The sequence below is a fragment of the Dokdonella sp. genome (genome assembly GCF_041395345.1).
Classification (GTDB): Bacteria; Pseudomonadota; Gammaproteobacteria; order Xanthomonadales; family Rhodanobacteraceae; genus Dokdonella.
Genome location: NZ_JAWLAR010000014.1, coordinates 1 through 26,666, shown reverse-complemented (window position 1 = coordinate 26,666; position 26,666 = coordinate 1). Strand labels below are relative to the sequence as shown.

Here is a 26,666-nt window from a genome sequence, read left to right as displayed (position 1 = left end):
GTACTCCGTTGGGGGGGGATTTTCGAACACGTCAAACAGGAGGAACGATACGCCCAGCCGCGGTCACGGGCAATTCGTCAGCCTCCGAATCAGGCCTGCCGCCGACCCCGGCTTTCTCCGCTATTTGCGTTGCGCTGCGGTTTCGTCGCGAATGCCACGGAATTCCGAATCTTCGGACCAGCTCGGCCATTGCGTCGAATTGGCCAGCGCATTGCCGAGCCTGTACAGGATCGGCAGGTCGTGGACCATGCCCGCGAATGTCCAGCTTGCCTCCCATTCATCGGCTGGCTGGTGATAGCGCTTTTCGCGGTAGTCCATGTCGGCAGCTTCTCCCGCTGCGGTGCCGCCGACAACGAGATCATTGCCCGAGCCCCATGACAAGGCAGGCACGCCCCGCTTGGCGAACGGAAAGTGATCGGAACGGAAAAAATATCCGGCTTCCGGATGCGGGTCGGTGACATAGCTCATGCCGGCCGCTTCGCCCTGCGCGACCAGTGCATCGAGCAGTTCCGATTTCGCACTGCCCGAAGTCGTGAAATTGCGCGATTCGATGGTCGGGTCCAGGCCGTCCATGTTGATGACGGCAACGGTGGTGGCCAGCGGGTAGAGTGGCTTGGACGAATAGTATTCGGAACCGAGCAGGCCCTTTTCCTCGGCGGTGACATTGAGGAAAACGATCGATCGTTCAGGTTTAGGCCCGTTCGCAAAGGCACGCCCCATTTCGATCAGGGCAGCCGTGCCGGTCGCATTGTCGACGGCGCCGTTGTAGATCGTGTCGCCTTCCGCATCCGGTCGACCCACGCCGAGGTGATCCCAATGCGCGCTGTAGATGACGGTTTCGTCCGGACGCTTGCTGCCTTCGACGCGTCCGACGATGTTGTGTGAAGTGATCACCTGGGAATCGACGGTATACTCTGCCGAAAAAGTCGTGTCCGTGAGCGGGACTGCCTTGAACCCGCGCTTTTGCGCCTTCTTCTTGAGCGCTTCGAAGTCGAGTCCGGCTTGCCTGAACAGGTCGACGGCCACGTCACGCTGGATCCAGCCTTCGACTTGGGGATGCACGCTGCCGGGCTGGTCGCGCACGACATCGAACATGGTGTTGGTATTCGAGTTCTTGACCGTGGCCCAGCCGTACGAGGCCGGTTCGGTCTCGTGCACGATGAGCAGACCTGCGGCTCCCTGGCGCGCGGCTTCCTCGTACTTGTAGGTCCAGCGGCCGTAGTAGGTCATGGCCTTGCCGCCGAAATCCCCTTCACCGGATTCGAAATCGGGATCATTGACCAGGGCAATGGCAATCTTTCCCTTCAGATCGGTTCCGGCGAAATCGTTCCAGTTCCGCTCGGGTGCGCGTGTGCCGTAGCCAACGAAGATCAGCGGGGCGTCCTTGATGGCCACCGATGTGGAGCCATCCATGGCGGCGCGAACGGCGATCTGCTCACCCTGTGTCAGCGCCATGGGTTTGCCGGCATGCGAAAATCCGAGCTTGGGCGTGCCCTTGATCTCGGCGCGCAGCAGAGGCACTGCCTGCGTCCACAGACGCTTGCCGTCCTTGAGGTCGCCGCCGGGCTGGAGGCCGGCGCCCTTCATCTGTTCGACCACGTAGTCGATAGTTTTTTTCTCGGCCGCCGTTGCAGGCCCGCGCCCTTCGAATGCGTCGGAGGACAGCATCTTGACCTCCTCCGAAAGGCGCTTGGCGTCAAATTCAGGTGAATCCGCCGCCGCAGCGATCAAGGGGAGGGTGAGCGCCAGTGCGCTTGCGAGTGTGCGTTTCATCACAGGACTCTCTGGAAAGACAGTCCGGCGATGTTAGCAGGATGCAGTTTGCGCTGACCGGTATCGGTTGGCTGCGTGCTCGGCGCGTATTTCGAATTCGCGGCTGGCCTCGTGCGTGCTCAGTCGAAGTCGGCGCGGAAGATGTTATCCGACGGCAACGGCACAACGTAGAAACCTGAAGGGAATCCTCCGTGCTCGACGTCGAGAAGAACCTGAGAAGCAGTAGCGAAATTCGAATCGATCCGGATCAGATCGTCGTTTGATGTACCGAGCAACAACATTCCATCATCGTCTATGGCTATGTTTCGCGCGCCTCCGCAAGCCGTCGAAGGATTTCCAGAAACGATACAGTCGGTTTGCGCGAGCAGTTGGCCCGCGCTGCCGAGTTTTACCAGCGGCGCCAATGAACTGTCTGCCAGGAATATGTTTCCGTCCACGTCGGCGGCAATGGCTGTTGCGCCTGTCAAACCGGCGGTCTGCATCGTATTGAAACCCGCCATCTCGCTCAGAGTCGCAGGGTCGAATCGACGCACCACGGACCCCGTACCATTAGCCGGGCCGAGCACGTAGACGATGCCGTTCTTGCCCACGGAAAGGTCGGATACGAAGGATCCACTCGCAAGTTCTCCGATGACAGAGCCGTTCTCGAACACGAGCACGCCACTGGATGGCGAACCGGCTGTTGCGTTGTTTGCGACAAACCATCGCGAACCATGGTGCCCGATGGCACCGCGGCTGTTGTTGACCGTACTCCAGCCAGAAGCGACCGCGAACGACCAGCCGTCTGTTCCGATCCGGTATTGCCCCATGGCAGGCGAGAACACGCCGAGGAACACGCGGAAAGCGTCGAGATTTTCCGCATCGACGCCGAGCATGCCGGAATCGCTGGGCGACAAATGTGGAAACCAGATGTCCTGGATCCAGTCTCCCTGCAAGCTGAATTCGGAAACCCGGTTGCCGAGGCTTACAAGCACATTTCCGGCGCCAAATTGCCGGGCCGGCCCGCTGTGGTCGACCCCATCAAACTCATAGGCGCCGGCATCACATCCGCCTGCCATGCCGGATGGACGCGGTTGTCCACCGACCGGTTTGCTACCTGATGCGTTGACCTTCCCGATCGGGGGAGGTCTGGCAAGAAAAAGGGCCTGGCAGAAGCCAAGCCCTTGCTCAAACCATCCAGAAGCGCTGAGCCTATTTTCTGGCGAAGGTGCGGCGGCCGATGAACACCAATCCCAGCGCGAGCAGGAGCAGGGCCCACAGACTCGATACAGGCAGTTCGCGTGCGGGCGCAAGAGGCGTGCCGCCGCCACTGACGTTGCCATTCACGACCATGATGATCTGCATGCCCGCGAATCCGATTGAAGCTGTGTCGGTTGGTTCGGTTGCACCGCATACCGCCGACCTCAGGTAGGAAGGTGCAGTCTGGCCGTTTGGATTGCTGCCAATGAAGAACGTGGCGCCATCGGTGAAATCGTTGGAGAAGACCTCAACGACCAGGTCATCCGTGGTTCCGTTTACCGTGCCTGTGACTGCCACGTTCTGCATGAACGCGGCACCGTCGGCGATGCTGACAGTCGCGGTTCCGACCAGCGTAAGGTTCGCGTAAACAAACGCGTCAGCATTGGCGATCGAGTAGAGGTTGATGACGATATCCTGTGCGCCGCCAGGTCCGGCCGCAGATTCCACGCCGAAATCGAAATCGGTGACGTTGAAGTCATCGACTATGCTGAATTCCCCATCGAGGTCAAAGCGGCGCAGATAGCTGTCGTTGTCGCCTGGACAGGCAACCGAATTGCCAGGGGTAATTGTTGCCGTGTCCGTGCTTTGCGTGATGCTGGTAGCACCGCCGCGGATCGTATAGCCCGTATTGACATCGGGGCCGGATGCACCTGACGTCGTAAATGCGTGCGCCGAAGATGCGCAACAAACCAGCAACAAGGCATGCATGACTGAGTAGCGATTCATGTTTCCAGCTCCTTTTCAGTATCTGAACGATTTTTAAACGAACGCAGATTGGACCCATTTGGGTGCCCTGCGCAAGTCTCCAGGCAACCTTTCGACAGGCAGCCGGCGCCGGATTCCCATAGTTCGTGTTGTTCGGGGCCGCTTCGGGGCACGGACGGCAAGCGCCTGCGGCATCGGCAGCCGCTCCATGACTCACGGATCCGGTCAGTAAAGATATTTCAAATCAACACCTTGCAGGGCAGTCGACGGGACAGAGCGAGTTGGGACAAGCATGCCTGCACCTCTACTGTGTGGATTCCCTCTCGAAGGAGTCCGGGCCCCCCTGTCGGAAGCCGGAATTCCGGATCGGCTGACTGGTGCGCTTTGCCGCGGCGAGCCGGTCGACTTACCATCGATCCGTTCACCATGGGGAGTCGCCAATGAAAGTGCTTGTTGCTTCGCTAGTGTTTCTGCTTGCCGGGTCGGCCAGTGCCGCATCGAAGCCTTTCGATGTGATGGACCTGGTCATGATGGATCGGGTCAGCGATCAGTCCTTGTCCCCGGATGAAAGAACCGTGGCCCTGCACCTGCGCGAAACCGACTATGCGGCCAATGCAGGCCGCAACAGCATCTGGACGGTGCCGATGGCGGGCGGCAAGCCGACCCGGCTGACCGACGCCGCGCTCAACGCAACCACTCCGCGCTGGTCGGCCGATGGATCGCATGTGTATTTCCTTGCAGCCGGCGACGGAGTCAACCAGCTCTGGCGCGTTCCCGCGCGCGGAGGCGATGCGGAAGCTGTCGGAACGCTTTCACTCGATATCGGCAGCTACAAACTGTCGCCGGACGGGAAATCGGTCGTGTTTTCCGTTGATCTCTTCGTCGAGTGCGCAGAGGATGCCGCCCCGATTGCCTGCACCAGGAAACGCCTCGACAAGCCCGCCGACGACAAGTCCACAGGCCTTCTGTTTACCGAAGGATTCGTTCGGCATTGGGATACCTGGTCGGATGGCCGCCGCTCGCAGTTGCTGATCGCGAGTTTCGGCGCCGACGGCAAACTGGGTGAACCGCGCCTGCTGACGGGCAGCATCGACGGCGACATCCCGTCCAAGCCCTTTGGCGATGACAGCGAGTATGCCTTCTCGCCGGATGGCAAGACCGTCTACTTCAATGTACGCAACCAGCGTGCGGGCGAACCTTGGTCGACCAATTTCGACATCTACTCCGTGCCCGCGGATGGATCGGCCAAGCCGACCAACCATACGGTGGACAACAAAGCCTGGGACGCCTATCCGCTGCCTTCCCGCGACGGCAAGACGCTTTACTATCTGGCCATGACGCGGCCCGGATTCGAAGCCGACCGCTTCGCGATCCAGGCCCTGGACCTGGCTACCGGCCAGCGTCGCGAGATCGCGCCGGACTGGGATCGCTCGGCCAGCGCGCTGAAGGAATCCCTGGACGGCAAGACCCTCTATACGACCACCGATGATCTCGGCGAGCACCCCCTGTTCGCGATCGACGTGTCGACTGGCAAGGTCGACAAACTGGTGGGTGACGGTCAGGTGCGCGGATTCGAGATTGGAAAAAAATCACTGCTTGTCGCGCGCAACGACCTGCGTCATCCGACCGACCTCTATACCGCGAATCTGCGTGGCCGCAATCTCAAGCAGATCACGCGGTTCAATGCTGCACGCCTGAAAGGACTGGAAACCGGTACGTTCGAGTTCTTTACGTTCAAGGGTGCCGACGACGTGACGGTGCAGGGCTACGTGGTCAAGCCGGTCGGCTTCAAGGCGAACAGGAAATATCCGGTCGCCTTCATCATTCATGGTGGTCCGCAGGGTGCCATGACGAACGACTTCCACTACCGCTGGAATCCGCAGACGTATGCGGGGCAGGGCTTCGCTGTCGTAACGATCAATTTCCACGGTTCGACCGGTTATGGGCAAGCCTTTACCGACTCGATCTCGGGCGACTGGGGCGGCAAGCCGCTCGAAGACCTCAAGCTTGGCTGGGCTGCCGCGCTGAAGAAGTATCCATTCCTCGATGCCGATCGTGCCTGTGCGCTTGGCGCATCCTACGGTGGATACATGGTCAACTGGATCGCCGGGAACTGGAACGAGCCCTGGAAATGCCTGGTCAATCACGATGGCATATTCGATACGCGCGCCATGGGCTATGAGACCGAAGAACTGTGGTTCTCCGAATGGGAGAACGGAGGCACGGTCTACGACAATCCGGAAGGCTACGAGAAATTCAATCCGCTCAACCACGTCAAGAACTGGCGTGTGCCCATGCTGGTCGTACAGGGCGAGAACGATTTCCGCATCCCGACCACGCAGGGCCTGGCCACCTTCACAGCCTTGCAGCGTCGCGGCATTCCAAGCGAATTGCTGATTTTCCCCGACGAGAACCACTGGGTACTCAAGCCGCAGAACAGCGTGCAGTGGCACAATACGGTGAACAACTGGCTCAAGCGCTGGACATCAACCGAAACTCCCTAGCTTGCAGATGACGCGCCGACTACGGCCGGCGCGGTCCTGGCCAATTCGGGATCTTGCGAGGATTCCACTCGCGTCGCGGCATGCCCGCGGCCATTTCCAGTGAGTTCTCGGGCTGACTCCCGCCTGCCAGAAATCGCCGGTTGCTAACCAAACCCGTTCCACCATCATCCATGGTGCGATGAACGAATCCAAAGAGCACTGGCTGGCGCAGGCCCGCGAAGGGAATGCCGCGGCGTTTCGACGCCTGGTGGAGCCGCATACGCGCCCGCTATACGGACTGTGCGCCCGAATAACGCGCGATTCGGCACTGGCCGAAGATGCGGTGCAAGAGGCGTTGTTCAACGCCTGGCGGCACTTGCCAGGTTTCGATGGCCGGGCCGGGTTTCGTACCTGGCTGCATCGCATCGCCGTCAATGCGGCGCTCGAGCAACTGCGCAAGCGCGGACGCCACAGGCAGGAATCCGATACCGCGGATTGCGACGATGACTTCCTTGAAGCCCATGTTGATGAGTCGTCCGGACCCGACCGTCGGGCCATCGGTGCGGAGATCCACCAGCAGACCGAGCGCCAGCTCGAACGCATGAGCGCGATCGAACGGACAGCCTTCGTCATGCGCCACAACGAAGGGCAATCCCTCGAGGAAATTGCCCACGTCCTTTCGATGAATACGAATGCCTGCAAACAGGCGATTTTCCGGGCGGTGCGCAAGCTGCGCATCGCCCTTGAGCCACTGAGGTGATCGACATGAATCCGATCAATGACAACGACCTGATCCTGTACTACTACAAGGATGGGCTGGATGCAGGGCGACTGGCAGAAATCGATGCGGCGCTTGAAGCGTCCGGCAAATTGCAGGCCCGCTATCGGCGGCTCTGCGAGATGCTTGATCGTGCGACCGAGGCGCCGCCTGCGCCCGCTGCAGATCTTGAACAACGGGTCTGGTCGCGCTTCGAACAGCGTGTCGGCGCAGCTGCGGGCTCGCGGAGTTCTGCAGGATTGATCGATTGGCTGCGCGGCATCCTTGCATCAGCGCGCGGGTCGCGCCTGATTGTGGCCGGCGGTTTCGCCTGCGCCCTGCTGATCGCTGTCGGCGTGGGATACCAGGTCGGCCGGGTGACGCCTCCGTCCACCGTCCTTGAAACACCGCTGGAAGCCCGGGCCAGCGACCGCAACATGGCCAACCGGGTTCTCGACGGCTATGTATCCGGGCATTTGCGCGCCACCGAAGGATTGCTGCTCACGGCTGTCAATGAAGACAGCGGTGAAATCTTAGACGGCAATCGTGAGCTGGCCAGGTCGCTGGTGGAATCCAATCGCCTGTATGCCGTGGCTGCTGCGCGAGCGGGCAATGTGCGTCTGGCGGATTTTCTGCGCCAGCTCGAACCGGTCCTGCTTGAAGTGGCTAACCAGTCTGCCACTTCAAACGTCGAAGACAGGCAAGGACTGCGTGACTACCTGCAACGATCGGATCTGCTCTTCCAGGTGCGAGCCACCGAGTCGCGAATCGATGTCGCAAACAAGCGCAGCCTTTGAATTCCACTGGAGCAGCAATTCGATGACCAAGAAAATCCTCATGATGATGTTCTGCCTTTGCTTGGTGGCAGGTGTCGACGCACAGGCCGCATCCGACCGGGCCATGGCGCCGAGTGACAAGCAGCTCGCTGCCCTCTACTGGCAGGGCCACGATGCGCTGAAAAATGCGGACTGGAGCACCGCGCTTGCACGTTTCAGCCGGCTCGAAAGCGACTTGCAGAAGCAGGAGCCTGCCAGTGCCGATGCGGCGGTGTATTGGCAGGCGTATGCCCTGTTCCAGGCGCGGCGCACTGCCGAAGCCAGGTCAACCGTGGAACGGCTGCAGCGCAACTATCCGGACAGCCGCTGGTTGGGCGATGCACAGGACCTGTTGCGACAGTCGCAGGCTGGTAGCGCCATGGCTGCAGTCGGTGAAGACGACGAGGAACTGGCCGAAATCGCGGTGGCAGGTTTGATGCAGGCGCCGGCGGAGCGCGCACTTCCGATACTGCGCAAGGTTCTGAATGGATCACAGCCCACCCAGGTCAAGAAGCGCGCCTTGTTCGTGCTGAGTCAGCTCGACGAAGACGTCGCCCTCGATACCCTGACCGAATTCGCAAAGACTTCCCGTGATGAGGAGCTGCGTGCCGACGCTATCCGGATGCTGGGCGTGAGTGGCGAGGATCGGGCAATCGAGAATCTGCGTAGCATCTATTCCAGCGCCAGCGATGCCGAGGACAAGCGCAGCATCATCCAGGCCTGGCTGATCGCCGATCGGGCTGACCTGGTCATGCAGTCGGCAAGCCATGAATCCGATGAAGAATTGCGCAAGGAAGCCATTCAGGCTCTGGGCGCAATGGACGCGACCGCAGAACTGCGCAGCCTGTTCGAGAGTGAGAAATCAGCAGAGAACCGCAAGGCGATCCTGCAATCGCTGGGCGTCGCGGGAGATTCCGACACGTTGGCCCGGATTGCCACGTCGAATCAGCCCGAGGACATTCGCGTCGAGGCCATTCGGGCGATAGGCATTGCCGACGAGGGCGACGCGGGCACTACCCTGGCGGGTATCTACAAATCGGCCAGCTCCGAAGGAATCCGTCAGGCAGCACTGCAGGGAATGCTGATTGCCGGAGACGGCGACGTCATGCTCGGTCTGTATCGCGAAGCCGGGACCCGCGAGGAAAAGAAAGCCCTGCTGCGCATGATCACGCTGACGGACGGCGATGCCGCGCTGGACCTCATCGAAGCCGAACTTGACAAGGGGAGTGACCAGCCGTGATCAAATCAGGAAGCTTCATTGTTCTCGCAGTCTTGTGTTTCAGCGGTTTCACCCGGGCAGACGCATCGGATCTGCAAAAGCGGGTTGAACAGCAGGACGGGTGGGTGGGTTACCGCGTGCCGCAGGTGGCGGGTTCCGGATCATCCTGTTGCTATTCGAGTTTCGACAACGGCGAATTTCGCAAGACGGGCTGTGACCTGGATTCGAAAAAGGGCTCGTTCGTTTCCGTACGGGAAGAGGCGGCTGGCCCTGACGAACTCAGCATCTACTGGCACGTCGACAACGGCAAGGCCGACCGAATCCTGGCCTACTCGGCCAACTGTCCGGTCACCAGCGCCACTTCCCTTCGATGGATCGACCCGGTCGAGCCGGTCGACAGCATCAAGACCCTCCTCAAGTGGGTCGAGGCCCATCCGGGCGTTGAGGAAAAGAAGTCCACGGTATTGCCAGCCATCGCCTTGCACGCCGACGAAGAAGCGACTCGGGTTCTGATTGACCTGGCCTCCGCTCCAAGAGCGAAAAAGATTCGCGAGGAGTCGGTGTTCTGGCTCGGCCACGCGCGTGGTGCTCGCGGAGCCGACTTCGTCGAGCGTGTGGCGAACAGCGATCCTGCAGAGGAGATGCGCGAACACGCGGTGTTCTCGCTCTCTCAATCCAGTGAAAAGGATGCTTACGATCGCGTCCTGCGCATCTCGAAGCAGGATGCGTCTGCCGAGGTGCGAGGCAAGGCCCTGTTCTGGATGGCGCAGATGGAAGATCCACGCGCACAGACCGACATTCTTGCTGCCCTGGACAGCGAAGCTTCCGACGATGTTCGTGAAGAGGCCGTGTTCGCCCTGTCCCAACTGGATGAAGAAGACGCAACCCGGGCCCTGATTGCCGTCATTCGCGGCAACTACCCGAGACCGGTCAAGGAAAAGGCCCTGTTCTGGCTTGGCGAATCCGGAACCGACGAAGCCATGGCCTTTCTCGACGACATGCTGACACGGTGATCGGCGGTTGTGACTCTGTTTGCGCGAGCAGCAAGCCAGCCGAGGAGCTGAACGGGTCCCATCGTGCAGGCGTTCCCGAACACCTGCGCGATCAGAGGTTCAAGCCCGCAGAATGACAACCATATCGGATTGTGAAGTTTGATTTCTGAAAGATTGACCCTTGCAACGCTCCTAAGTAGTCTGGAGGAGAGGAACCGCAATGTAGCCAAGGGAGATTCTCGTGCTCAGGAAGCTGATCGTGTTGTTTGCCGTGACTTTCGTGCCGGCATTTGCCCTGGCTGCCGCCAGCGGCGATGAATTGACAACTACCGTTCAATGGAAAATGCACCTTGATCCGGAGGGGCGTATCACGGCACTGGAACCAAAGGGCAGCACGATCGATGCCGTGCGCCAGAAACTTGAGCCTGTAGTTCGCAGTTGGAGTTTCGTCCCGGGCACGGTTAACGGAGAGCCAGCCGGCACCGACACGCTGCTTTCCGTCCAGGTCACTCTGGCCCCGCTACCGGACGGCGAGCAGTTTTCGCTTCGTATCGACGATGCCCGGACCGGCGGATTTGTCGCTGACGCATCGACGCCACCTCGATTTCCGGCGAAGGAAGTTCGCAAATTGTTGGACGGTGATGGCTACGCAAGCTTTTTCTATGAAGTCGGCTTTGACCACGACGGCGTGCCTACAAGCGTAGTCCTGGCGCATCGCTCGGGTGCGACCAAAGGGAGCCTCGGAAAACTGGCCGAGGAAGCCGTTCGATCCTGGACCTATGAGCCGGAACGGGTGGCTGGAGTTGGCGTTCCTGGATCAGTCGTCGTACCGGTCTGCTTTTCAGTTGGCAGCTCACCTCGATCGGCTCAGCGGAATAGCAGCCATTGCCGCTGGAACCAACCAGGCAGCAAGGCAGCGGTCGAAGAAGGCCAAAGCCTCGCTCTGGAATCGAGCGCAAGCCTGAAGTCCGACGTTGTCGGACGCGTGCTCTAGAATCCGGCGGTTCCGCCACGGTAACAGATTCGACTGCCGCGAACGCCTCTCAGCTTTTGGTGTTCGTTGGTCAGCAAGGCAGGCAGTCCGGGTAGCCGGCCACGGTATTAGCGCGCGAGCATATCAATCGTTCTGTTTCGCGGCCGAACCCGGTCAATCCTGCAGCTGGACGCCACCTGGAAGCGATTCCCCTTCTGGTAGCAGCGGAGAAAGCTTGGCCCTGAATTCACAGCTGCAGTTGAAATCTGACGTCATCGGCAAGACGATCTGATCAGTCAGCAACCGGCTTTGCATCGCCCCGGTTAATCAACCACGCTCTATCAATGTTGCCCCGCCAGCAGCTGCAACTGGTCGGTCTGGTCTTCGCGGGTCAGCGTCTCGATCAACTCGCCTAGGTCACCCTGCATGATCTCGGGCAGCCGATAGAGGGTGAGATTGACGCGGTGGTCGGTGACCCGGCCTTGCGGGAAGTTGTAAGTGCGAATGCGCTGGCTGCGGTCGCCGGAGCCTACTTGCAGGCGCCGCGATTCGGCCTGGGCCGCGGTCTGCTGGCTGCGCTGTTCGTCGAGCAGCTTGGCTTTCAACAAGGACAAGGCGCGGGCACGGTTCTTGTGCTGCGAGCGCTCGTCCTGACACTCGACGATGATCCCGCTGGGCAGGTGGGTAATGCGAATCGCCGAATCGGTCTTGTTGACGTGCTGGCCGCCGGCACCGGAAGCGCGAAACGTATCGGTTTTCAGGTCCGCCGGGTTGATCTCGATGTCATCGATTTCGTCGAGCTCTGGCAGGATCGCCACGGTAGCGGCCGAAGTATGGATACGGCCCTGCGACTCGGTTTCCGGGACTCGCTGGACGCGGTGCGTTCCTGACTCGAATTTCAATTTCGAGTAGGCGCCCTTGCCCTCGATGCGCGCAATCACTTCCTTGTAGCCACCATGCTCGCCCTCGCTTTCGGTCAGGATTTCGACCTGCCAGCGGCGTTGTTCGGCATAGCGCAGGTACATGCGCAGCAGGTCGCCGGCGAAGATTGCCGCTTCGTCGCCGCCGGTTCCGGCACGAATTTCCAGAAACAGATTGCCTTCGTCACGGGGGTCGCTCGGTAGCAGAAGGAGATTGAGTTGATCGTCCAGCTCGGTTTCGCGAGCTTCAAGCGCGGCAATTTCTTCCGTTGCCAGTTCGGCCATTTCAGGATCGGTCAACATGGCCCGAGCGGCCTTCAGTGCGGCCTGGTTGGCGTCGTAGTCGGCCAGCGCTTCGCTGAGCGGACCCAGCTGCGCATGCTCGCGAGACACTTCACGCAGACGTTTGACATCTCCCAGCACTTCAGCGCTGGAGAGCAGATGTTCAAGTTCCTGATGGCGTTCGGCGAGTTGCTCGAGCTTGCGACGAATCGACGGTGTCATGGGTTTCCTGGCGGCCAGTCAGCCGCGCGCATGATACGCCAAGGCGGCCTCAGGGCAGGGATGTGATCGTACGTGAGCGGACATCAATTGCGCGGTTTTTTCGGCAGCCGGGCATTGCTGCCGGACTGGGCGTCGAACAGTTTCTCTGCCGCATGCAGCAACTCGGAATCACCCCTGAGAGCGGCCGCGCGAAGATTGGCGCTGGGCGCATGCAGCAACTTGTTGGTCAGCGTGTGGGCCAGATAGTCCAGTGCTTCTTCGGGGCTACGGCCTCGGGCCAGCAGCTGGCGGGCCTTGTTCAGGATCTCGTCGCGGCTGGCCTCGGCATCCCGACGCACCATGCTGACCGGATTGCGCAAATCGAGCGCGCGCCACCAGTCCATGAAGTGCTCCACCGAAAGTTCGATCATCGCCTCGGCTTCGCGCGCCGCTTGCTGGCGTGAGCGCAGGTTTTCGTCGATGACCTCGCGCAGGTCGTCGATCGTGTACAGGAACACGTCATCCAGTTTGCCTACGTCGGGCGCGATATCGCGGGGAACGGCTATGTCGACCAGGAACATCGGTCGCCGCCTTCGCGCAGCGATTGCGGCGGCAACCATGGGGCGGGTTAGAACGGGTTCGCGGGAAGCCGTCGAGGAAATCACGATATCCGCTTCAGCCAGATGTTTTTCCAGATCGTCCAGTGGAATCGCGTAGCCGCCGAAACGGCCGGCCAGAGCCTGGGCGTTGTCGAGCGTGCGATTCGCGACGATCAGTCGACGCACCCTGGCCTCGGTCAGGTGCCTGGCGGTCAGTTCGATCGTTTCGCCTGCGCCGATGAGCAGGACGCAGGCTTCGTTGAGATCGGTAAAGACCTGCTCGGCCAGCCGAACCGCCGTAAACGCGACCGATACCGTGTTCGCGCCGATGCGGGTATCCGATCGCACCCGCTTGGCAACTGAAAAGGTGTTCTGGAACAGGCGCTCCAGCGGCGCTTCCAGACCGCGCGCCTGACGCGCGAAGGAATATGCATCCTTGACCTGTCCGAGGATCTGCGGTTCGCCCAGGACCATGGATTCAAGACCGGTAGCGACGCGAAAAAGGTGGCGCACCGCGTCGGCATCATGGTGCCGATAGACAAACTCCTCGATGTTCTCGCCATGCAGTTGCCGATGCTGGTGCAGCCAGACAAAGGGCGAGGATTCTGCGCCGGGCTCGACATTGCAATACAGCTCGGTGCGATTGCAGGTGGAGAGAATGGCGGCCTCGCGAACACCCGGCTGGGCAATCAGCTCGGCGACTGCGTCCGGCGTGGAATCGGGAGCAAACGCTGCCCGCTCACGCAGTGCAATGGGTGCGCAGAGGTGGTTGAGTCCAAGTGTAATCAGGGCCATGCGTGCAACAATCCGGGAAAATAGCGCCGTAGAGCCCGATCCTCGGACAGGCGAACAGGTGTCTGCGTAGAATCAAGCCTGGTTCCGACGGGCACGGCCATGAACAAAAGGCCGTCCATGCTGGTCATAGTGCATTGAAATCCTGGGCGCTTGCGCAACATCCATCAGATCTCCATGGCGCAAAGGATTGTGCGGGCAGCATCGACCAGGTTCAAGCAAATACACGGTTTCGAGGGTTTTTCTGCGTGAGAATGAAAATCAACAACAGGCAGAGGCAACACTGTCGAAACCAGATGTTCTTTCGCCTGGCGGCGATGGGATTTGCCGGTCTGGTCGTCCTGGCCGGTTGCTCCAGTTCCGTACAAACCCGACCCGATCGGGTGTCCGCCGTGACCCAAAGCGTGTCGCCGGTGCCTCCCGAACGCGACTTGCCGCTGAAGCTGATAGCGGCCGAATACGCCTTGCAGAAGAATGACCTCGAGTCTGCGGCCGAAGGCTATGCGGAAGCAGCGGAGCTGTCGCCGAATCCCGCCATTGCCGAACAGGCCACGCGTCTCGCCCTTGCGATCCGTCAGACGCCGCTGGCACGGAAGGCCCTGCAGCGCTGGAAGGCACTGGCGCCGGATTCTCCCGGTGTACTTCAGGCCAGCGCCTGGATTGCCCTGTCTGAAGGCGAGACCGAGCGCGCGTTCACTGAGCTCGAGGCTATTGCGAAGTCGGATGCGGATGGGGGCTGGCGATCGATTGCGCAGGTTCTCATCGGCACCGAAGACAAGGGTCAGGCAACGGCCCTGCTGAACCGCCTGGCCACCCCCGAACGCCTCGGCGAAAACGACCAGAACTGGATCGCAATGAGCCAGCTGGCCTTCAAGTTGGGCGACAAGAAACTGGCCAATCAGCTGTCCGAGAATGCTCTGGCGCGCTTCGAGAGTGCCGATACCTATGCGTGGAGTGCACAGCTCGCCCTCGACAGCGAGGACAAGCCACTCGCCCGGAAGCGGTTTGGCGAGGCCCTCAAGCGCGATCCGGAGAGCCTCAGGCTGCGCACGGGTTATGCTGCGTTGATCGCCGAGACGGGCGACTACGCTGGCGCCGCAAAGGCTCTGTCCAGGGGCAAGCAGACCGATGTCGTTTACGCAGCGCGCGCTGCCTATGCTGCGCGATCGGACGACAAGACCCTGCTGCCTGCGCTCTACCTTGAGATCGAGTCGGACGATGGGGACCGCAGTGGCAAGCGCCTCTTTCTGCTTGGCCAGATAGCGGAGCTGATCGAGAAAAATGCTGCCGCAGCGCGATGGTATCGGCAAGTTCCGGAGGACGACGAAAACTGGCTCGATGCAGGCATGCGCGTTGTCGTACTGAGTGACCAGCAAGGCGACACCAAGGCCGCCCAGGCCAAGATCAACGAGCTGCGCCTTGCCGTGGGTACCGATACGCGTGAAACGGTCGACCTGTATCTGCTGGAAGCGGACCTGCTGATCCGGAAGTCGCGCAAGCGTGATGCCCTGGCCGTGTATTCACGCGGCCTGGACCTGCTTCCGGGCGAACAGAGGCTGCTCTACGCACGTGCCATGTTGTCGATCGAACTTGACGACATTGCCGCCGGCGAGCGCGATCTGCGCAGCGTGCTTGCCGAAGATCCGGACAGCGCCGATGCCCTGAATGCACTGGGCTACACCCTGGCGGATCGCACCGATCGCATTGTCGAAGCCAACGAGCTGATCGAAAGGGCCATCAGCATCAAGCCTGATGAGCCGGCCATCATCGACAGTTACGGCTGGGCGCAGTACCGCCTCGGCAACCTGGATAAGGCGATCAAGTTGCTGCGCAGAGCCTATGCAAAGCAGCCGGATGGGGAGGTCGCCGCGCATCTGGGCGAAGTGCTCTGGGTCAAGGGAGAACGCGACGAAGCGCGTCGAATCTGGGCCGAGGGGCGCGAAAAGGATGCCGAGAACAAGGTGCTTCTGGAGACCATGAAGCGGCTGGCTTCGTGATCGCAAAGCCGTTCCCGATGCGCCAGTGGCGACTGCTGCCGGTGGGCCTGCTGGCTTTGCTTCTGGTCGCCTGCGCTGCTCCGCGAGTCCGCCCGGATGCCGCCCTGCTTGCGGCGCAGCAGCAGCGTGAGCAGCAGTTGACGGCAATGAGCGACTGGTCCCTGAAGGGCAGACTCGCGCTTTCCGGGCCCGAAGATTCGGGTAGCGGCTCACTGGATTGGCAGCAGAAGGGCGTCGAGTTTCGTTTCACCATGCATGCGCCGGTCACGGGCAAGACCTGGACCCTGAGCGGAAATGATCACGGTGCCGAACTGACCGGTCTGCAGCCCGGACCGGTCGCTGCACGCGATGCCTCAAGCCTGCTCGAGCGCGAGCTGGGCTGGAACGTGCCGGTGACCGAGCTGGCGCACTGGGTACGAGGACTGCGTGCCGCCGGACCTGCCGAGATTGTCTTTCGAGCCGATGGCCTGCCCGCCGAGTTCCGCCAGGCTGGCTGGCTTGTTGAGTTCAAGGAGTACGACGAGGCGCGCGAACCTGCGTTGCCACGGCGCATTTTCGCCAGCAATGGCGAGTACAAGGTTCGCCTGGCGATCCAGCGGTGGGACCTGCCGTGACCGAAACGAGTGGCGAATGGACTTCCTGGCCGGCTCCGGCCAAATTGAATCTGTTCCTGCATGTCACCGGTCGCAGGGCCGACGGCTACCACCTGCTGCAGACCGTATTCCAGCTGCTGAACTGGGGCGACACCATCCACCTGCGCATTCGCCGGGACGGACAGGTCCGGCGGGAAGGTACGCTGAAGGGAGTGGCCGAGCAGGATGATCTGACTGTCCGTGCTGCCCGCCTGCTGCAGAAATCCAGCTCATGCCCGCTCGGCGCGGATGTTCGCGTGGAAAAGCGGATTCCCATGGGCGGCGGACTCGGTGGCGGCAGTTCGGACGCGGCTTCCACGCTGGTTGCGCTCAACCATCTGTGGAACGCTGGCCTGGACCGCGCCGGCCTGTCCGAACTCGGGGCCCGACTTGGCGCTGACGTTCCCGTTTTCGTTCAAGGGCGCAGCGCTTTTGCCGAAGGGGTCGGCGAGCAGCTCACGCCACTGGATTTGCCAGACCGCCATTTCGTGGTCGTGGACCCTGGCGTGGAGGTGCCGACAGCACGGCTTTTTCAGGCTCCCGAATTGACACGCGATAGCGCACCCTTGACAATTGCGGGCTTCGTTTCCGGGGTGAGTACGCATAATGCGTTCGAGCCGGTCGTGCGGGCGCGATATCCCGAGGTGGCAAAGGCGCTTGACTGGCTGGGTCAATGGGGAAATTCGCGACTGAGTGGCACCGGATCAGCGGTATTCGTGGCGGTGGATGCAGAAAGGGCGCAAGCAATTGCCGACCAGTGTCCCCCCGGCATGCGCGCCCGGGTAGTGCGCGGGATCAACCGATCACCCTTGCTGGCCGCATTGCCGGCGGATGTCGGGCCCGCTTCATGAGCAAGGGCGTGATTCATCCGCATTCAGGCTGAAGATCGCGTTTTCCAGTTTCTTGGTGGGGCGTCGCCAAGTGGTAAGGCACCAGGTTTTGATCCTGGCATTCGCAGGTTCGAATCCTGCCGCCCCAGCCACGTCCGGAAGTCCGGGTGCGGTTGTGTCCATGCTGCCTGTTGGCAGCCAGCAGCGTAACGGAGTGGCCATTGAACACCGCAGCAAGTTCCTCGAGCATCCTGGTGTTCAGCGGCAATGCGAACCGCCCGTTGACCCAGGCGATCTGCACGGAACTGGGCGTACCGCTGGGCAAGGCCCAGGTAGGACGTTTCAGCGACGGTGAAGTACAGATAGAAATCGAGGAGAATGTTCGCCGCCAGGAGGTCTTTGTCGTGCAGCCGACTTCGGCGCCGACAGCGGACAATTTCATGGAGTTGCTGGTGCTGGTGGATGCGCTGAAGCGCGCTTCTGCCGCCAGTGTGACTGCCGTGCTGCCGTATTTCGGGTATGCGCGGCAGGATCGTCGCCCGCGTTCGGCGCGCGTGGCGATCACGGCCAAGGTTGCAGCCAAGATGATAGGCGCCGTGGGCACGGATCGGGTGCTGACGGTCGACTTGCATGCCGACCAGATTCAGGGCTTTTTCGACATTCCCCTGGACAACGTTTATGCATCACCGGTGTTGCTGGCCGATATCTGGCGCTATTACGCCCGGGACAACCTGATCGTGGTCAGTCCCGACGTGGGTGGCGTGGTTCGCGCCAGGGCGATTGCCAAGCGACTGGATGATGCCGATCTGGCCATCATCGACAAGCGTCGGCCGCGACCGAACGAAGCGACCGTGATGAATATCATCGGTGAGGTCAACGACAAGGTCTGCGTACTGGTCGATGACATCGTCGATACCGCCGGCACCCTGTGTGCGGCTGCCGCGGCGCTCAAGCGCCAGGGCGCCCGCAAGGTAGTGGCCTACTGTACGCATGCGGTGCTGTCCGGCCCGGCGATCAGGAATCTTGAAGGGTCGCAGCTCGATGAGCTGGTCGTGACCGATTCGATTCCCTTGTCGCAGGAAGCGCAGGCATGCACGCGAATTCGCCAGCTTTCGGTCGCCGAATTGCTGGCAGAAACGATCCGTCGAATCGCCTTTGGCGAATCGGTGAGTTCGTTGTACGTGGACTAGGAGCCGAGATTCGGGATTCGGGATTGGAGCTTTGGCAAGGCGGTTTCCCGCTTCTTGCGAATCCCCAATCCCGAATCCCTATTCCCGGTTCAAGACAACTCTCCTGGTCGCGGGGGAGTTATTAAATCGCCGCGAGGCGAATCACTGAAGAAAAGGCAACACGAAAATGGCAAAGACACATGAACTTTCGGTAGAGCTGCGCAAGGACGAGGGGAAGGGTGCGAGCCGCCGCCTGCGTCGTGCGGGCAGCGTACCGGCCATCGTTTACGGTGGCGGAGAACTGGGGCCAGTGAGCATCCAGATGGCGCACAAGGATGTCTACATGGCAGCGCAGAACGAGTGGTTCTATTCCTCGGTTCTGGACTTGAGCCTCGACGGTGACGTGCAGAAGGTGCTGTTGCGGGACATGCAGCGCCATCCGTTCAAGCAGCAGATCCTGCATCTGGATTTCCTGCGCATCAACGAGAACGAGGAAATCCGCGTTCGCGTACCGCTGCACTTCCTCAACCAGGATACTTCGCCTGCCGGCAAGGCATCCGGCGTGATCATCATGCACGAAGTGACCGAGGTTGAAGTCGCCTGCTTGCCGAAGGACCTGCCCGAGTACATCGAGGTGGATCTGGCTGACCTGAAGGTTGACGACATCATCCATCTTTCGTCACTGAAGCTGCCCGCTGGTACCGAAATTCCCGAGCTCAAGCTTGGCAAGGAGCACGACATTACCGTGGTCAGCGCCAAGCTCGGCCGCGAAGAAGTGGACGTCGTGGACGAAGATGCGGCCGAAGGCGCGGAAGCCGAAGCCGAGAAGAAGGAAGCGGACGGCGACGACGACAAGTAGGTCGCAATGTCCCCTGCTGCCCGCCGGCAGGGGGCAATTTGACTGTGATGAATCGTTTGCGCCTGATCGTAGGCCTCGGCAACCCCGGGGCCGAACATCTCAGGACCCGGCACAACGCCGGGTTCTGGTTTGTCGATTCGCTGGCCCAGCGTGAGGGGGTGCGTTTCGGCATCGAGTCGAAATTGCATGCCGAAACGGCAAAGATTTCCCTGGGTGGCGAATCTTTGCTGTTGCTCAAGCCGATCACATTCATGAACAAGAGCGGCATCGCCATCGCTTCGGCGCTGCGCTACTACAAGATCGAGCCCGACGAAATGCTGGTCGCCCACGATGATCTTGATTTGCCGCCTGGTGCGGCAAGGTTCAAGTTCGATGGCGGGCACGGCGGGCAGAACGGGCTGCGCGATACGTTTGCGCATCTGGGGCATGGAAGATTTCATCGCCTGCGAATCGGAATCGGCCATCCTGGCCACAAGGATCGTGTGACCTCATGGGTGCTCGGCCGGCCGGGTTCCAACGACGAGCAAGCCATACTTGGCAGCATAGGCAATGCCATCGACGTGCTTCCGCTGACTGTGGCCGGAAACTTCAACGAGGCCATGAAGAGGTTGCATACAGGCAGGGAACCGGGAATGGGGAATGGGGAATAGGAAAGCAGGTCTTGCGAGATGCCGGCTTTTTCCATTCCCCATTCCCGATTCTCCATTCCCGGTAAACAATCATGGGTATCAAATGCGGTATCGTCGGTTTGCCAAATGTCGGCAAATCGACCCTGTTCAATGCGCTGACCAAGGCCGGTATCGCGGCTGCGAACTTTCCGTTCTGCACGATCGAACCCAACGTAGGTGTCGTGCCGGTGCCGGATCCGCGTCTCGGCGAACTCTCCGACATCGTCAAACCACAGAAAACGATACCGACCTCCATGGAGTTCGTGGATATCGCCGGTCTGGTTGCCGGTGCATCGAAGGGTGAAGGTCTCGGCAACAAGTTTCTTGCCCATATCCGCGAAGTCGACGCCATCGCGCACGTGGTCCGCTGCTTCGAGCACCCGGATATCGTCCATGTGGCAAACAAGGTCGATCCGATTTCCGACATCGAGACCATCGATACCGAGCTCGCGCTCGCCGATCTGGAGTCCGTGGACAAGGCGTTGAACAAGGCAGAGCGTGCGGCCAAGGCGAATGACAAGGAAGCACTGGCAAAACGCCCGGTGCTGCAGAAACTGGCGGCCTGCCTCAACGAGGGACGGCCGGCTCGTGCGGCCGGTCTGGATCAGGACGAACTGGCCCTGGTCCGCGACCTGTTTCTGCTTACGCTCAAGCCATTGATGTATATAGCAAATGTCCTCGAAGACGGGTTCAACGACAACCCGCTGCTGGAAAAAGTGCGCGAGCGAGCCGCAATCGAAGGTGCCGAGGTCGTACCGGTTTGTGCCGCGATCGAGGAAGAGCTTTCCCAGCTTGAGGAGCAGGATCGGGATGCGTTTCTCGCCGACATGGGTTTCGACGAGCCAGGCCTGAATCGCGTCATTCGGGCCGGCTACCGATTGCTTGGCTTGCAGACCTACTTCACCGCCGGGGTCAAGGAAGTGCGGGCCTGGCAGGTCAGGATCGGCGCCACGGCGCCCCAGGCCGCCGCAGTCATTCATACCGATTTCGAGCGCGGCTTCATCCGCGCGGAAACAATCGCCTACGACGATTTCATCAAGTATCGTGGTGAATCCGGGGCCAAGGAGGCGGGCCGTCTGCGTCTGGAGGGCAAGGACTACATCGTCAAGGAAGGCGACGTCCTGCATTTCCGTTTCAACGTCTGAAAATCGAGAGGTGGCGCCATGTCCGGTCAGCAACACGTCCTTGAATTCCGCTTTCTGGCAGAGCCGACCGATGTGAATTTTGGCGGCAAGGTGCATGGCGGAGCCGTCCTGAAGTGGATTGACCAGGCCGCCTACGCCTGCGCTGTGGCCTGGAGCGGCAAATACTGCGTTACCGCGGCCATGGGCGGCATCCAGTTCGTTGCACCGATCCTGATCGGTGATTTTGTTCATGTCCGCTGTCGGCTGGTGCATACGGGACGGTCCAGCATGAATCTGGTTGTCGATGTCCGCGCCCGTGATCTCAGATTGACGGAGGACCGCCTGGCAACCCAGTGCGTACTGACCTTTGTGGCTCTGGATGCCCCGGATGGGAAGCCGACTCCAGTACCCGCCTGGACGCCAAAAACCGATGAGGATCGCGCCCTGGCGCGGTATGCGGAGAAAGTCATGGAAGCGCATCGACGAATCGATGAGGAAGTCTCCGACCTGCGTGAATCGCCTTCCGGAGCCAGTTCCTGAGCCAGGTCCGGCACCGAAGCGAGTCTGAGTGAGCGCAGAGGGCGCTTCGGGACCCCGATATCGGGGTCTGGCACTGCTTTTGCTGTTGACACCCCGGTCCCGCTCCGCGAAAATGCGCGGCTCCGCGTATGGATGCAATTCGAACCAAAAGGCAAAACCGACCCTCGGCCGGTTGGTTTGCGTGTCTGGCGACTGTGGAAATTGGCGGCGATCTGGGCGAACGCGACGAAGATTCGGCGCGAACCCAATCGGCAAGGAAAAGTGGCTCTACATAAAGGCAGGAAAGATTCTGGAGGGATACCCAAGCGGCCAACGGGGGCAGACTGTAAATCTGCTGGCTTACGCCTTCGGTGGTTCGAATCCACCTCCCTCCACCAGTCAAGCAAGACCCGATGGCGTGCACCACCATTGGCGCAACACCAGGAGAGTTCAACCATAGGCGGGAGTAGTTCAATGGTAGAACATCAGTTTTCCAAACTGATTACGAGGGTTCGATTCCCTTCTCCCGCTCCAAAAGCTCCAAGGTCGAATTGAAGCAAGCGAAAGAGAATGCCTTGAGTTGAAGAGTCCAGCATGGATGCTGGTCAGCAGTTGCCATCAAGGAAGATGGCTGAGAGTCACCGCTCACGTAGCTCAGTCGGTAGAGCACTTCCTTGGTAAGGAAGAGGTCGATGGTTCGATTCCATTCGTGAGCACCATTGTCAGTGCGATTGTCCCTGATCGGGAGAATCAAGAAGCGGCCATCGCTGGCCGCACCGTTTAGAGAAGATTCTTTCTCCAGAGGCCTCTAGAAATGTCCAAGGAAAAGTTCGAGCGCAAGAAGCCCCACGTCAACGTAGGCACGATTGGTCACGTTGACCACGGCAAGACGACCTTGACGGCGGCGCTGACGAAGATCGGTGCAGAGCGTTTTGGTGGCGAGTTCAAGGCCTACGACGCGATCGATGCGGCGCCGGAAGAGAAGGCGCGCGGCATCACGATCTCGACTGCGCACGTGGAATACGAGTCACCGAACCGCCACTACGCGCACGTTGACTGCCCGGGCCATGCGGATTACGTGAAGAACATGATCACGGGTGCCGCGCAGATGGACGGCGCGATCCTGGTCTGTTCGGCAGCTGACGGCCCGATGCCGCAGACGCGCGAGCACATCCTGTTGGCACGCCAGGTGGGCGTTCCGTACGTGGTGGTGTTCCTGAACAAGGCGGACATGGTCGACGACGCCGAGCTACTCGAGCTGGTCGAAATGGAAGTCCGCGAACTGCTGTCGAAGTACGAGTTCCCGGGCGACGACACCCCGATCATCCACGGCTCGGCGCTGAAGGCGCTGGAAGGCGACCAGTCCGAGATTGGCGTGCCGGCGATCATCAAGCTGGTCGACGCACTGGACAGCTGGATTCCGGAGCCGCAGCGTGACGTGGAGAAGTCCTTCCTGATGCCGGTCGAGGATGTCTTCTCGATCTCGGGTCGCGGCACGGTGGTTACGGGTCGTATCGAGCGCGGCATCATCAAGGTGGGTGACGAAATCGAAATCGTGGGCATTCGCCCGACGGTGAAGACGACGGTCACGGGCGTGGAGATGTTCCGCAAGCTGCTCGACCAGGGTCAGGCAGGCGACAACGCCGGCCTGCTGCTGCGCGGCACCAAGCGCGACGACGTGGAGCGCGGACAGGTACTGGCGAAGCCGGGATCGATCACGCCGCACACGAAGTTCGAAGCCGAGGTGTATGTGCTGTCGAAGGAAGAGGGCGGTCGTCATACGCCGTTCTTCAAGGGCTACCGTCCGCAGTTCTACTTCCGCACGACGGACGTAACGGGTGCGTGCGAGCTGCCGGAAGGCGTCGAGATGGTGATGCCGGGTGACAACGTGAAGATGGTGGTGACCCTGATTGCACCGATCGCGATGGACGATGGCCTGCGCTTCGCGATTCGCGAAGGCGGCCGTACCGTCGGCGCCGGTGTCGTTGCCAAGATCCTCGAGTAACTTAGAAACACAACCGAGCGGCATGGGGTGTGCGCGCCCCTTGCCCCAACCAGGAAACGGCAATGGCAGACCAGAAGATTCGCATCAGGCTCAAGGCATTTGATCACCGCCTGATCGACCGTTCGGCAAGCGAGATCGTGGAAACGGCCAAGCGCACGGGTGCGCAGGTTCGTGGACCGATTCCGCTTCCGACAAAGATTGAGCGCTACACCATTCTGGTGTCGCCTCATGCAGACAAGGATGCACGTGACCAGTACGAAACACGCATTCACAAGCGCGTTCTGGATATCGTTGATCCCAACGACAAGACCGTGGATGCCCTGATGAAGCTCGACTTGGCGGCCGGTGTGGACGTCCAGATCAAGCTCTACTGATAGCGGCATATAGGACACGATGATGAGTATCGGATTGGTAGGCCGCAAATGCGGCATGAGCCGAATCTTCACAGAAGATGGCCGCTCGATTCCGGTGACGCTGATTGAAGCGACGCCGAACCGTGTGACCCAGGTGAAGACGACGGAAATCGATGGCTACAACGCCATCCAGGTAACGGCTGGAAGCAAGCGCGCGGCGCTCGTCAACAAGCCGTTGTCCGGTCACTACGCCAAGGCCAAGGTCGAGGCGGGTCGCGGGCTTTGGGAGTTCCGTCTGGAAGCAGACGAGCTGGCCAAGTTCAGCGTCGGCGGTGAGGTCAAGGCAGACGAGATCTTCACGGTCGGACAGATCGTGGACGTCGCCGGCATCACCAAGGGCAAGGGCTTCCAGGGCACGATCAAGAAGTTCAACTTCAAGATGGGTGACGCGACGCACGGCAACTCGCTGTCGCATCGTGCTCCGGGCTCGATCGGCCAGCGTCAGACTCCGGGCCGCGTGTTTCCGGGCAAGAAAATGGCCGGTCACATGGGTGCAGTTCGTCGCTCGTCGATGAATCTCGAGGTCGTCAAGATCGACAGCGAGCGTCATCTGATCGCGATCAAGGGTTCGGTCCCGGGCGCCAAGGGTGGCAACCTGATCATCCGTCCTGCGGTCAAGGCATAAGGAGCGTAGTGATGGAACTCAATGTCATAGGCTCCAAGCCAGTCACTGTGTCCGATGCCGTCTTCGGCAAGGAATTCCGTGAGGACCTGGTGCACCAGGTGGTCGTTGCGTACCGCAATGCCGGTCGTTCCGGTACCAAGGCGCAGCTGACTCGTTCGGAAGTCAACGGTACGACCAAGAAGTCGAAGAACCAGAAGGGTGGCGGTGCACGTCATGGCGCCCTGAAGGCTCCGATCTTCATCGGTGGTGGTGTCACTTTTGCGGCGAAGCCACGCAGCTTTGCGCAGAAGATCAACCGCAAGATGTTCCGCGGTGCGCTGGTCTCGATTCTTTCGGAACTCAATCGCACGGGTCGCCTTCGCATCATCGACGGATTCGGCATCAATACTCCGAAGACGCAGACTCTGGTCGCCAAGCTGGCAGAGCTCGAAGCGACAGGGCGCTGTGTCCTGGTTGCCGAGAATGCTCCGGAAGCCCTGTACCTGGCGGCTCGCAATATTCCGTATGTGCATGTGGTTGATGCAGCGGCAATCGATCCAGTCAGTCTGGTCGGTGCGGATCACGTACTGATGACTGTGGATTCGATCAAGAAGATCGAGGAGTGGCTGGCATGAAAGAAGCTCTCTACAACGTTCTGCGCGCTCCGCTGATCTCCGAGAAGACGGCGCGTCTGCAGGAATCCAACCAGTATGTTTTCGAGGTTGCGCAGGGTGCGACCAAGGCCGACGTAAAGGCGGCCGTCGAGCAGCTGTTCAATGTGCAGGTCGAGGCGGTGAATGTGGTCAACCTCAAGGGCAAGACCAAGGCATTCCGTCAGCGGACCGGTACCCGCGGAACCAAGCGCAAGGCCTATGTACGTCTTGGCGAAGGTCAATCCATCGACGTGATGGCCAAGGCCTAAGGTGAATTATCCATGGCACTGATTACACTCAAGCCCACATCTCCTGGACGTCGTTCCGCGGTTCGCGTATCGACACCGGGGCTGCACAAGGGCGCTCCCTATGCTCCGTTGACCGAGTCAAAGAGCAAGACGGGTGGTCGCAACCACTACGGTCGCATCACCACGCGTCACAAGGGCGGCGGCTCCAAGCAGCACTACCGCATCATCGACTTCAAGCGCGACAAGGAAGGTATTGCCTGCCGCATCGAGCGCCTGGAGTACGATCCGAACCGTACTTCGCATATTGCCTTGCTGCTTTATGCAGACGGTGAGCGTCGTTACATCATTGCGCCGAAGGGTGCAAAGGTTGACGACCAGCTGATGGCGGGTCGCGAAGCCCCGATCAAGGTTGGCAATTCGCTGCCGCTGCGCAACATCCCGATCGGCTCGACGGTGCATTGCATCGAAATGAAGCCGGGCAAGGGGGCGCAGATCGCGCGCGCTGCCGGCGCCTCGGCCCAGCTGGTAGCACGCGAACAGGGGCATGCGACTTTGCGACTTCGCTCTGGCGAAATGCGCAAGGTGCCGGCTGAATGCCGCGCGACCATCGGCGAAGTGGGCAACTCGGAGCACAGCCTCGAGAAGCTCGGCAAGGCCGGAGCCAGTCGCTGGCGTGGCATTCGCCCGACTGTTCGTGGTGCTGCCATGAACCCGGTTGACCATCCGCACGGTGGTGGTGAAGCGAAGGCAGGCCAGGGTAATCCGCATCCGGTGTCCCCGTGGGGCATGCCGACCAAGGGTTACAAGACGCGCAAGAACAAGCGCACCAACAAGTTCATCGTGCGCGATCGCAGAGGTTGAGATAGATCATGGCTCGTTCATTGAAGAAAGGCCCGTTCATCGACCATCACCTTCTGAAGAAGGTGGAGGCGATTTCAACTGGCAGCAACAAGCGCCCGATCAAGACCTGGTCGCGCCGTTCCATGGTCTCGCCGGAAATGGTCGGACTGACGTTGGCCATTCACAATGGCCGCCAACACGTCCCGGTTCTGGTCAACGAGAACATGGTCGGACACAAGCTCGGCGAGTTCGCCGTGACCCGCACGTTCAAGGGTCACTCCGGCGACAAGAAATCCGCCGAAAAGAAGCGATAAGGAGATAGCATCGTGGAAGCCAAAGCGATATTGCGCAGTGC

General features: G+C 60.6%; 26 protein-coding genes and 4 tRNA genes. 25 read left to right on the top strand and 5 right to left on the bottom strand.

The features are described 5' to 3' along the window. Nucleotides 1-120: 120 nt before the first annotated feature. The 3 genes from R3F00_RS13275 to R3F00_RS13265 all read right to left on the bottom strand — a co-directional run bounded on the left by R3F00_RS13275 (nt 121) and on the right by R3F00_RS13265 (nt 3,738). The gene (locus tag R3F00_RS13275; protein ID WP_371282275.1) at nt 121-1,773 is read right to left on the bottom strand and encodes a M28 family metallopeptidase; all 1,653 of its coding nucleotides are present in this window, start codon (nt 1,771-1,773) and stop codon (nt 121-123) included. A 119-nt stretch (nt 1,774-1,892) separates the two neighbouring features. Next, nucleotides 1,893-2,831: a hypothetical protein gene (locus tag R3F00_RS13270; protein ID WP_371282274.1), complete on the bottom strand. Its 939-nt coding sequence runs from the start codon at nt 2,829-2,831 to the stop codon at nt 1,893-1,895. Nucleotides 2,832-2,964: 133 nt separating this feature from the next. Then, nucleotides 2,965-3,738, bottom strand: a complete 774-nt coding sequence (locus R3F00_RS13265; protein WP_371282273.1) for a hypothetical protein — start codon at nt 3,736-3,738, stop codon at nt 2,965-2,967. A 419-nt stretch (nt 3,739-4,157) separates the two neighbouring features. Here R3F00_RS13265 and R3F00_RS13260 point away from each other — a divergent pair, with 419 nt between their 5' ends. The 6 genes from R3F00_RS13260 to R3F00_RS13235 all read left to right on the top strand — a co-directional run bounded on the left by R3F00_RS13260 (nt 4,158) and on the right by R3F00_RS13235 (nt 10,977). Next, a complete protein-coding gene (locus tag R3F00_RS13260) occupies nt 4,158-6,221 on the top strand; it encodes a prolyl oligopeptidase family serine peptidase (RefSeq protein ID WP_371282272.1) in 2,064 nt (687 codons plus the stop codon). Between the two features lie 178 nt (nt 6,222-6,399). Beyond that, nucleotides 6,400-6,960: an RNA polymerase sigma factor gene (locus R3F00_RS13255; RefSeq protein WP_371282271.1), complete on the top strand. Its 561-nt coding sequence runs from the start codon at nt 6,400-6,402 to the stop codon at nt 6,958-6,960. Between the two features lie 5 nt (nt 6,961-6,965). After that, nucleotides 6,966-7,754, top strand: coding sequence for a hypothetical protein (locus tag R3F00_RS13250; protein ID WP_371282270.1), 789 nt, complete (start codon nt 6,966-6,968; stop codon nt 7,752-7,754). A 22-nt stretch (nt 7,755-7,776) separates the two neighbouring features. Then, nucleotides 7,777-9,012 carry a HEAT repeat domain-containing protein gene (locus R3F00_RS13245; RefSeq protein ID WP_371282269.1) on the top strand — a complete coding sequence of 412 codons (1,236 nt, stop codon included), beginning with the start codon at nt 7,777-7,779 and terminating at the stop codon, nt 9,010-9,012. Then, on the top strand, nt 9,009-10,004 hold the full coding sequence (locus R3F00_RS13240; protein WP_371282268.1) for a HEAT repeat domain-containing protein: 996 nt from the start codon (nt 9,009-9,011) through the stop codon (nt 10,002-10,004). Before R3F00_RS13245 ends, R3F00_RS13240 begins: the two co-directional genes overlap by 4 nt. Before the next feature lie 220 nt (nt 10,005-10,224). Next, a complete protein-coding gene (locus R3F00_RS13235) occupies nt 10,225-10,977 on the top strand; it encodes a hypothetical protein (protein WP_371282267.1) in 753 nt (250 codons plus the stop codon). Between the two features lie 320 nt (nt 10,978-11,297). On the opposite strand, the gene prfA is transcribed toward R3F00_RS13235, so the two are convergent. Both prfA and hemA read right to left on the bottom strand, forming a co-directional pair. Further along, nucleotides 11,298-12,380, bottom strand: coding sequence for a peptide chain release factor 1 (gene prfA / locus R3F00_RS13230; protein WP_371282266.1), 1,083 nt, complete (start codon nt 12,378-12,380; stop codon nt 11,298-11,300). 83 nt (nt 12,381-12,463) lie between these two features. Next, entirely contained in the window at nt 12,464-13,753 is a 1,290-nt protein-coding gene (gene hemA, locus R3F00_RS13225; RefSeq protein WP_371282265.1) for a glutamyl-tRNA reductase, read from the bottom strand. A 293-nt stretch (nt 13,754-14,046) separates the two neighbouring features. Here hemA and R3F00_RS13220 point away from each other — a divergent pair, with 293 nt between their 5' ends. The 19 genes from R3F00_RS13220 (at nt 14,047) to rpsS (ending at nt 26,625) form a co-directional block, all read left to right on the top strand. Further along, nucleotides 14,047-15,747, top strand: a complete 1,701-nt coding sequence (locus tag R3F00_RS13220; protein WP_371282264.1) for a tetratricopeptide repeat protein — start codon at nt 14,047-14,049, stop codon at nt 15,745-15,747. Next, entirely contained in the window at nt 15,744-16,361 is a 618-nt protein-coding gene (gene lolB, locus R3F00_RS13215) for a lipoprotein insertase outer membrane protein LolB (protein ID WP_371282263.1), read from the top strand. Before R3F00_RS13220 ends, lolB begins: the two co-directional genes overlap by 4 nt. After that, nucleotides 16,358-17,230 (top strand): 4-(cytidine 5'-diphospho)-2-C-methyl-D-erythritol kinase, encoded by an 873-nt coding sequence (ispE, locus tag R3F00_RS13210; protein ID WP_371282262.1) that lies wholly within the window; start codon nt 16,358-16,360, stop codon nt 17,228-17,230. The genes lolB and ispE overlap by 4 nt, the downstream gene beginning before the upstream one ends. A 56-nt stretch (nt 17,231-17,286) precedes the next feature. Further along, a tRNA-Gln gene (locus R3F00_RS13205) sits at nt 17,287-17,361 on the top strand. 69 nt (nt 17,362-17,430) lie between these two features. Next, nucleotides 17,431-18,399, top strand: coding sequence for a ribose-phosphate diphosphokinase (locus R3F00_RS13200; protein ID WP_371282261.1), 969 nt, complete (start codon nt 17,431-17,433; stop codon nt 18,397-18,399). Between the two features lie 166 nt (nt 18,400-18,565). Then, on the top strand, nt 18,566-19,237 hold the full coding sequence (locus R3F00_RS13195; RefSeq protein WP_371282260.1) for a 50S ribosomal protein L25/general stress protein Ctc: 672 nt from the start codon (nt 18,566-18,568) through the stop codon (nt 19,235-19,237). Nucleotides 19,238-19,284: 47 nt separating this feature from the next. Then, the gene (gene pth / locus R3F00_RS13190) at nt 19,285-19,887 is read left to right on the top strand and encodes an aminoacyl-tRNA hydrolase (protein WP_371282259.1); all 603 of its coding nucleotides are present in this window, start codon (nt 19,285-19,287) and stop codon (nt 19,885-19,887) included. 71 nt (nt 19,888-19,958) lie between these two features. After that, the gene (gene ychF / locus R3F00_RS13185; RefSeq protein ID WP_371282258.1) at nt 19,959-21,050 is read left to right on the top strand and encodes a redox-regulated ATPase YchF; all 1,092 of its coding nucleotides are present in this window, start codon (nt 19,959-19,961) and stop codon (nt 21,048-21,050) included. Nucleotides 21,051-21,068: 18 nt separating this feature from the next. Next, a complete protein-coding gene (locus tag R3F00_RS13180) occupies nt 21,069-21,569 on the top strand; it encodes an acyl-CoA thioesterase (RefSeq protein ID WP_371282257.1) in 501 nt (166 codons plus the stop codon). A gap of 291 nt (nt 21,570-21,860) precedes the next feature. Then, nucleotides 21,861-21,946, top strand: a tRNA-Tyr gene (locus R3F00_RS13175). A gap of 62 nt (nt 21,947-22,008) precedes the next feature. After that, nucleotides 22,009-22,082 (top strand) — tRNA-Gly (locus R3F00_RS13170). Nucleotides 22,083-22,191: 109 nt separating this feature from the next. Beyond that, nucleotides 22,192-22,267: transfer RNA gene (locus R3F00_RS13165), tRNA-Thr, on the top strand. A 95-nt stretch (nt 22,268-22,362) separates the two neighbouring features. After that, a complete protein-coding gene (tuf, locus tag R3F00_RS13160) occupies nt 22,363-23,553 on the top strand; it encodes an elongation factor Tu (protein WP_371282256.1) in 1,191 nt (396 codons plus the stop codon). A gap of 62 nt (nt 23,554-23,615) precedes the next feature. Then, nucleotides 23,616-23,927 (top strand): 30S ribosomal protein S10, encoded by a 312-nt coding sequence (rpsJ, locus tag R3F00_RS13155; RefSeq protein WP_092406388.1) that lies wholly within the window; start codon nt 23,616-23,618, stop codon nt 23,925-23,927. 22 nt (nt 23,928-23,949) lie between these two features. Continuing rightward, entirely contained in the window at nt 23,950-24,591 is a 642-nt protein-coding gene (rplC, locus tag R3F00_RS13150; RefSeq protein ID WP_371282255.1) for a 50S ribosomal protein L3, read from the top strand. 11 nt (nt 24,592-24,602) lie between these two features. Next, on the top strand, nt 24,603-25,205 hold the full coding sequence (gene rplD / locus R3F00_RS13145; protein ID WP_371282254.1) for a 50S ribosomal protein L4: 603 nt from the start codon (nt 24,603-24,605) through the stop codon (nt 25,203-25,205). After that, nucleotides 25,202-25,492, top strand: a complete 291-nt coding sequence (gene rplW, locus R3F00_RS13140) for a 50S ribosomal protein L23 (protein WP_371282253.1) — start codon at nt 25,202-25,204, stop codon at nt 25,490-25,492. The genes rplD and rplW overlap by 4 nt, the downstream gene beginning before the upstream one ends. 12 nt (nt 25,493-25,504) lie before the next feature. Further along, complete coding sequence (gene rplB, locus R3F00_RS13135; protein WP_371282252.1) at nt 25,505-26,332, top strand: 50S ribosomal protein L2; 828 nt, start codon at nt 25,505-25,507, stop codon at nt 26,330-26,332. An 8-nt stretch (nt 26,333-26,340) separates the two neighbouring features. Next, nucleotides 26,341-26,625 carry a 30S ribosomal protein S19 gene (gene rpsS / locus R3F00_RS13130; RefSeq protein ID WP_371282251.1) on the top strand — a complete coding sequence of 95 codons (285 nt, stop codon included), beginning with the start codon at nt 26,341-26,343 and terminating at the stop codon, nt 26,623-26,625. The last annotated feature ends 41 nt before the right edge of the window (nt 26,626-26,666 follow it).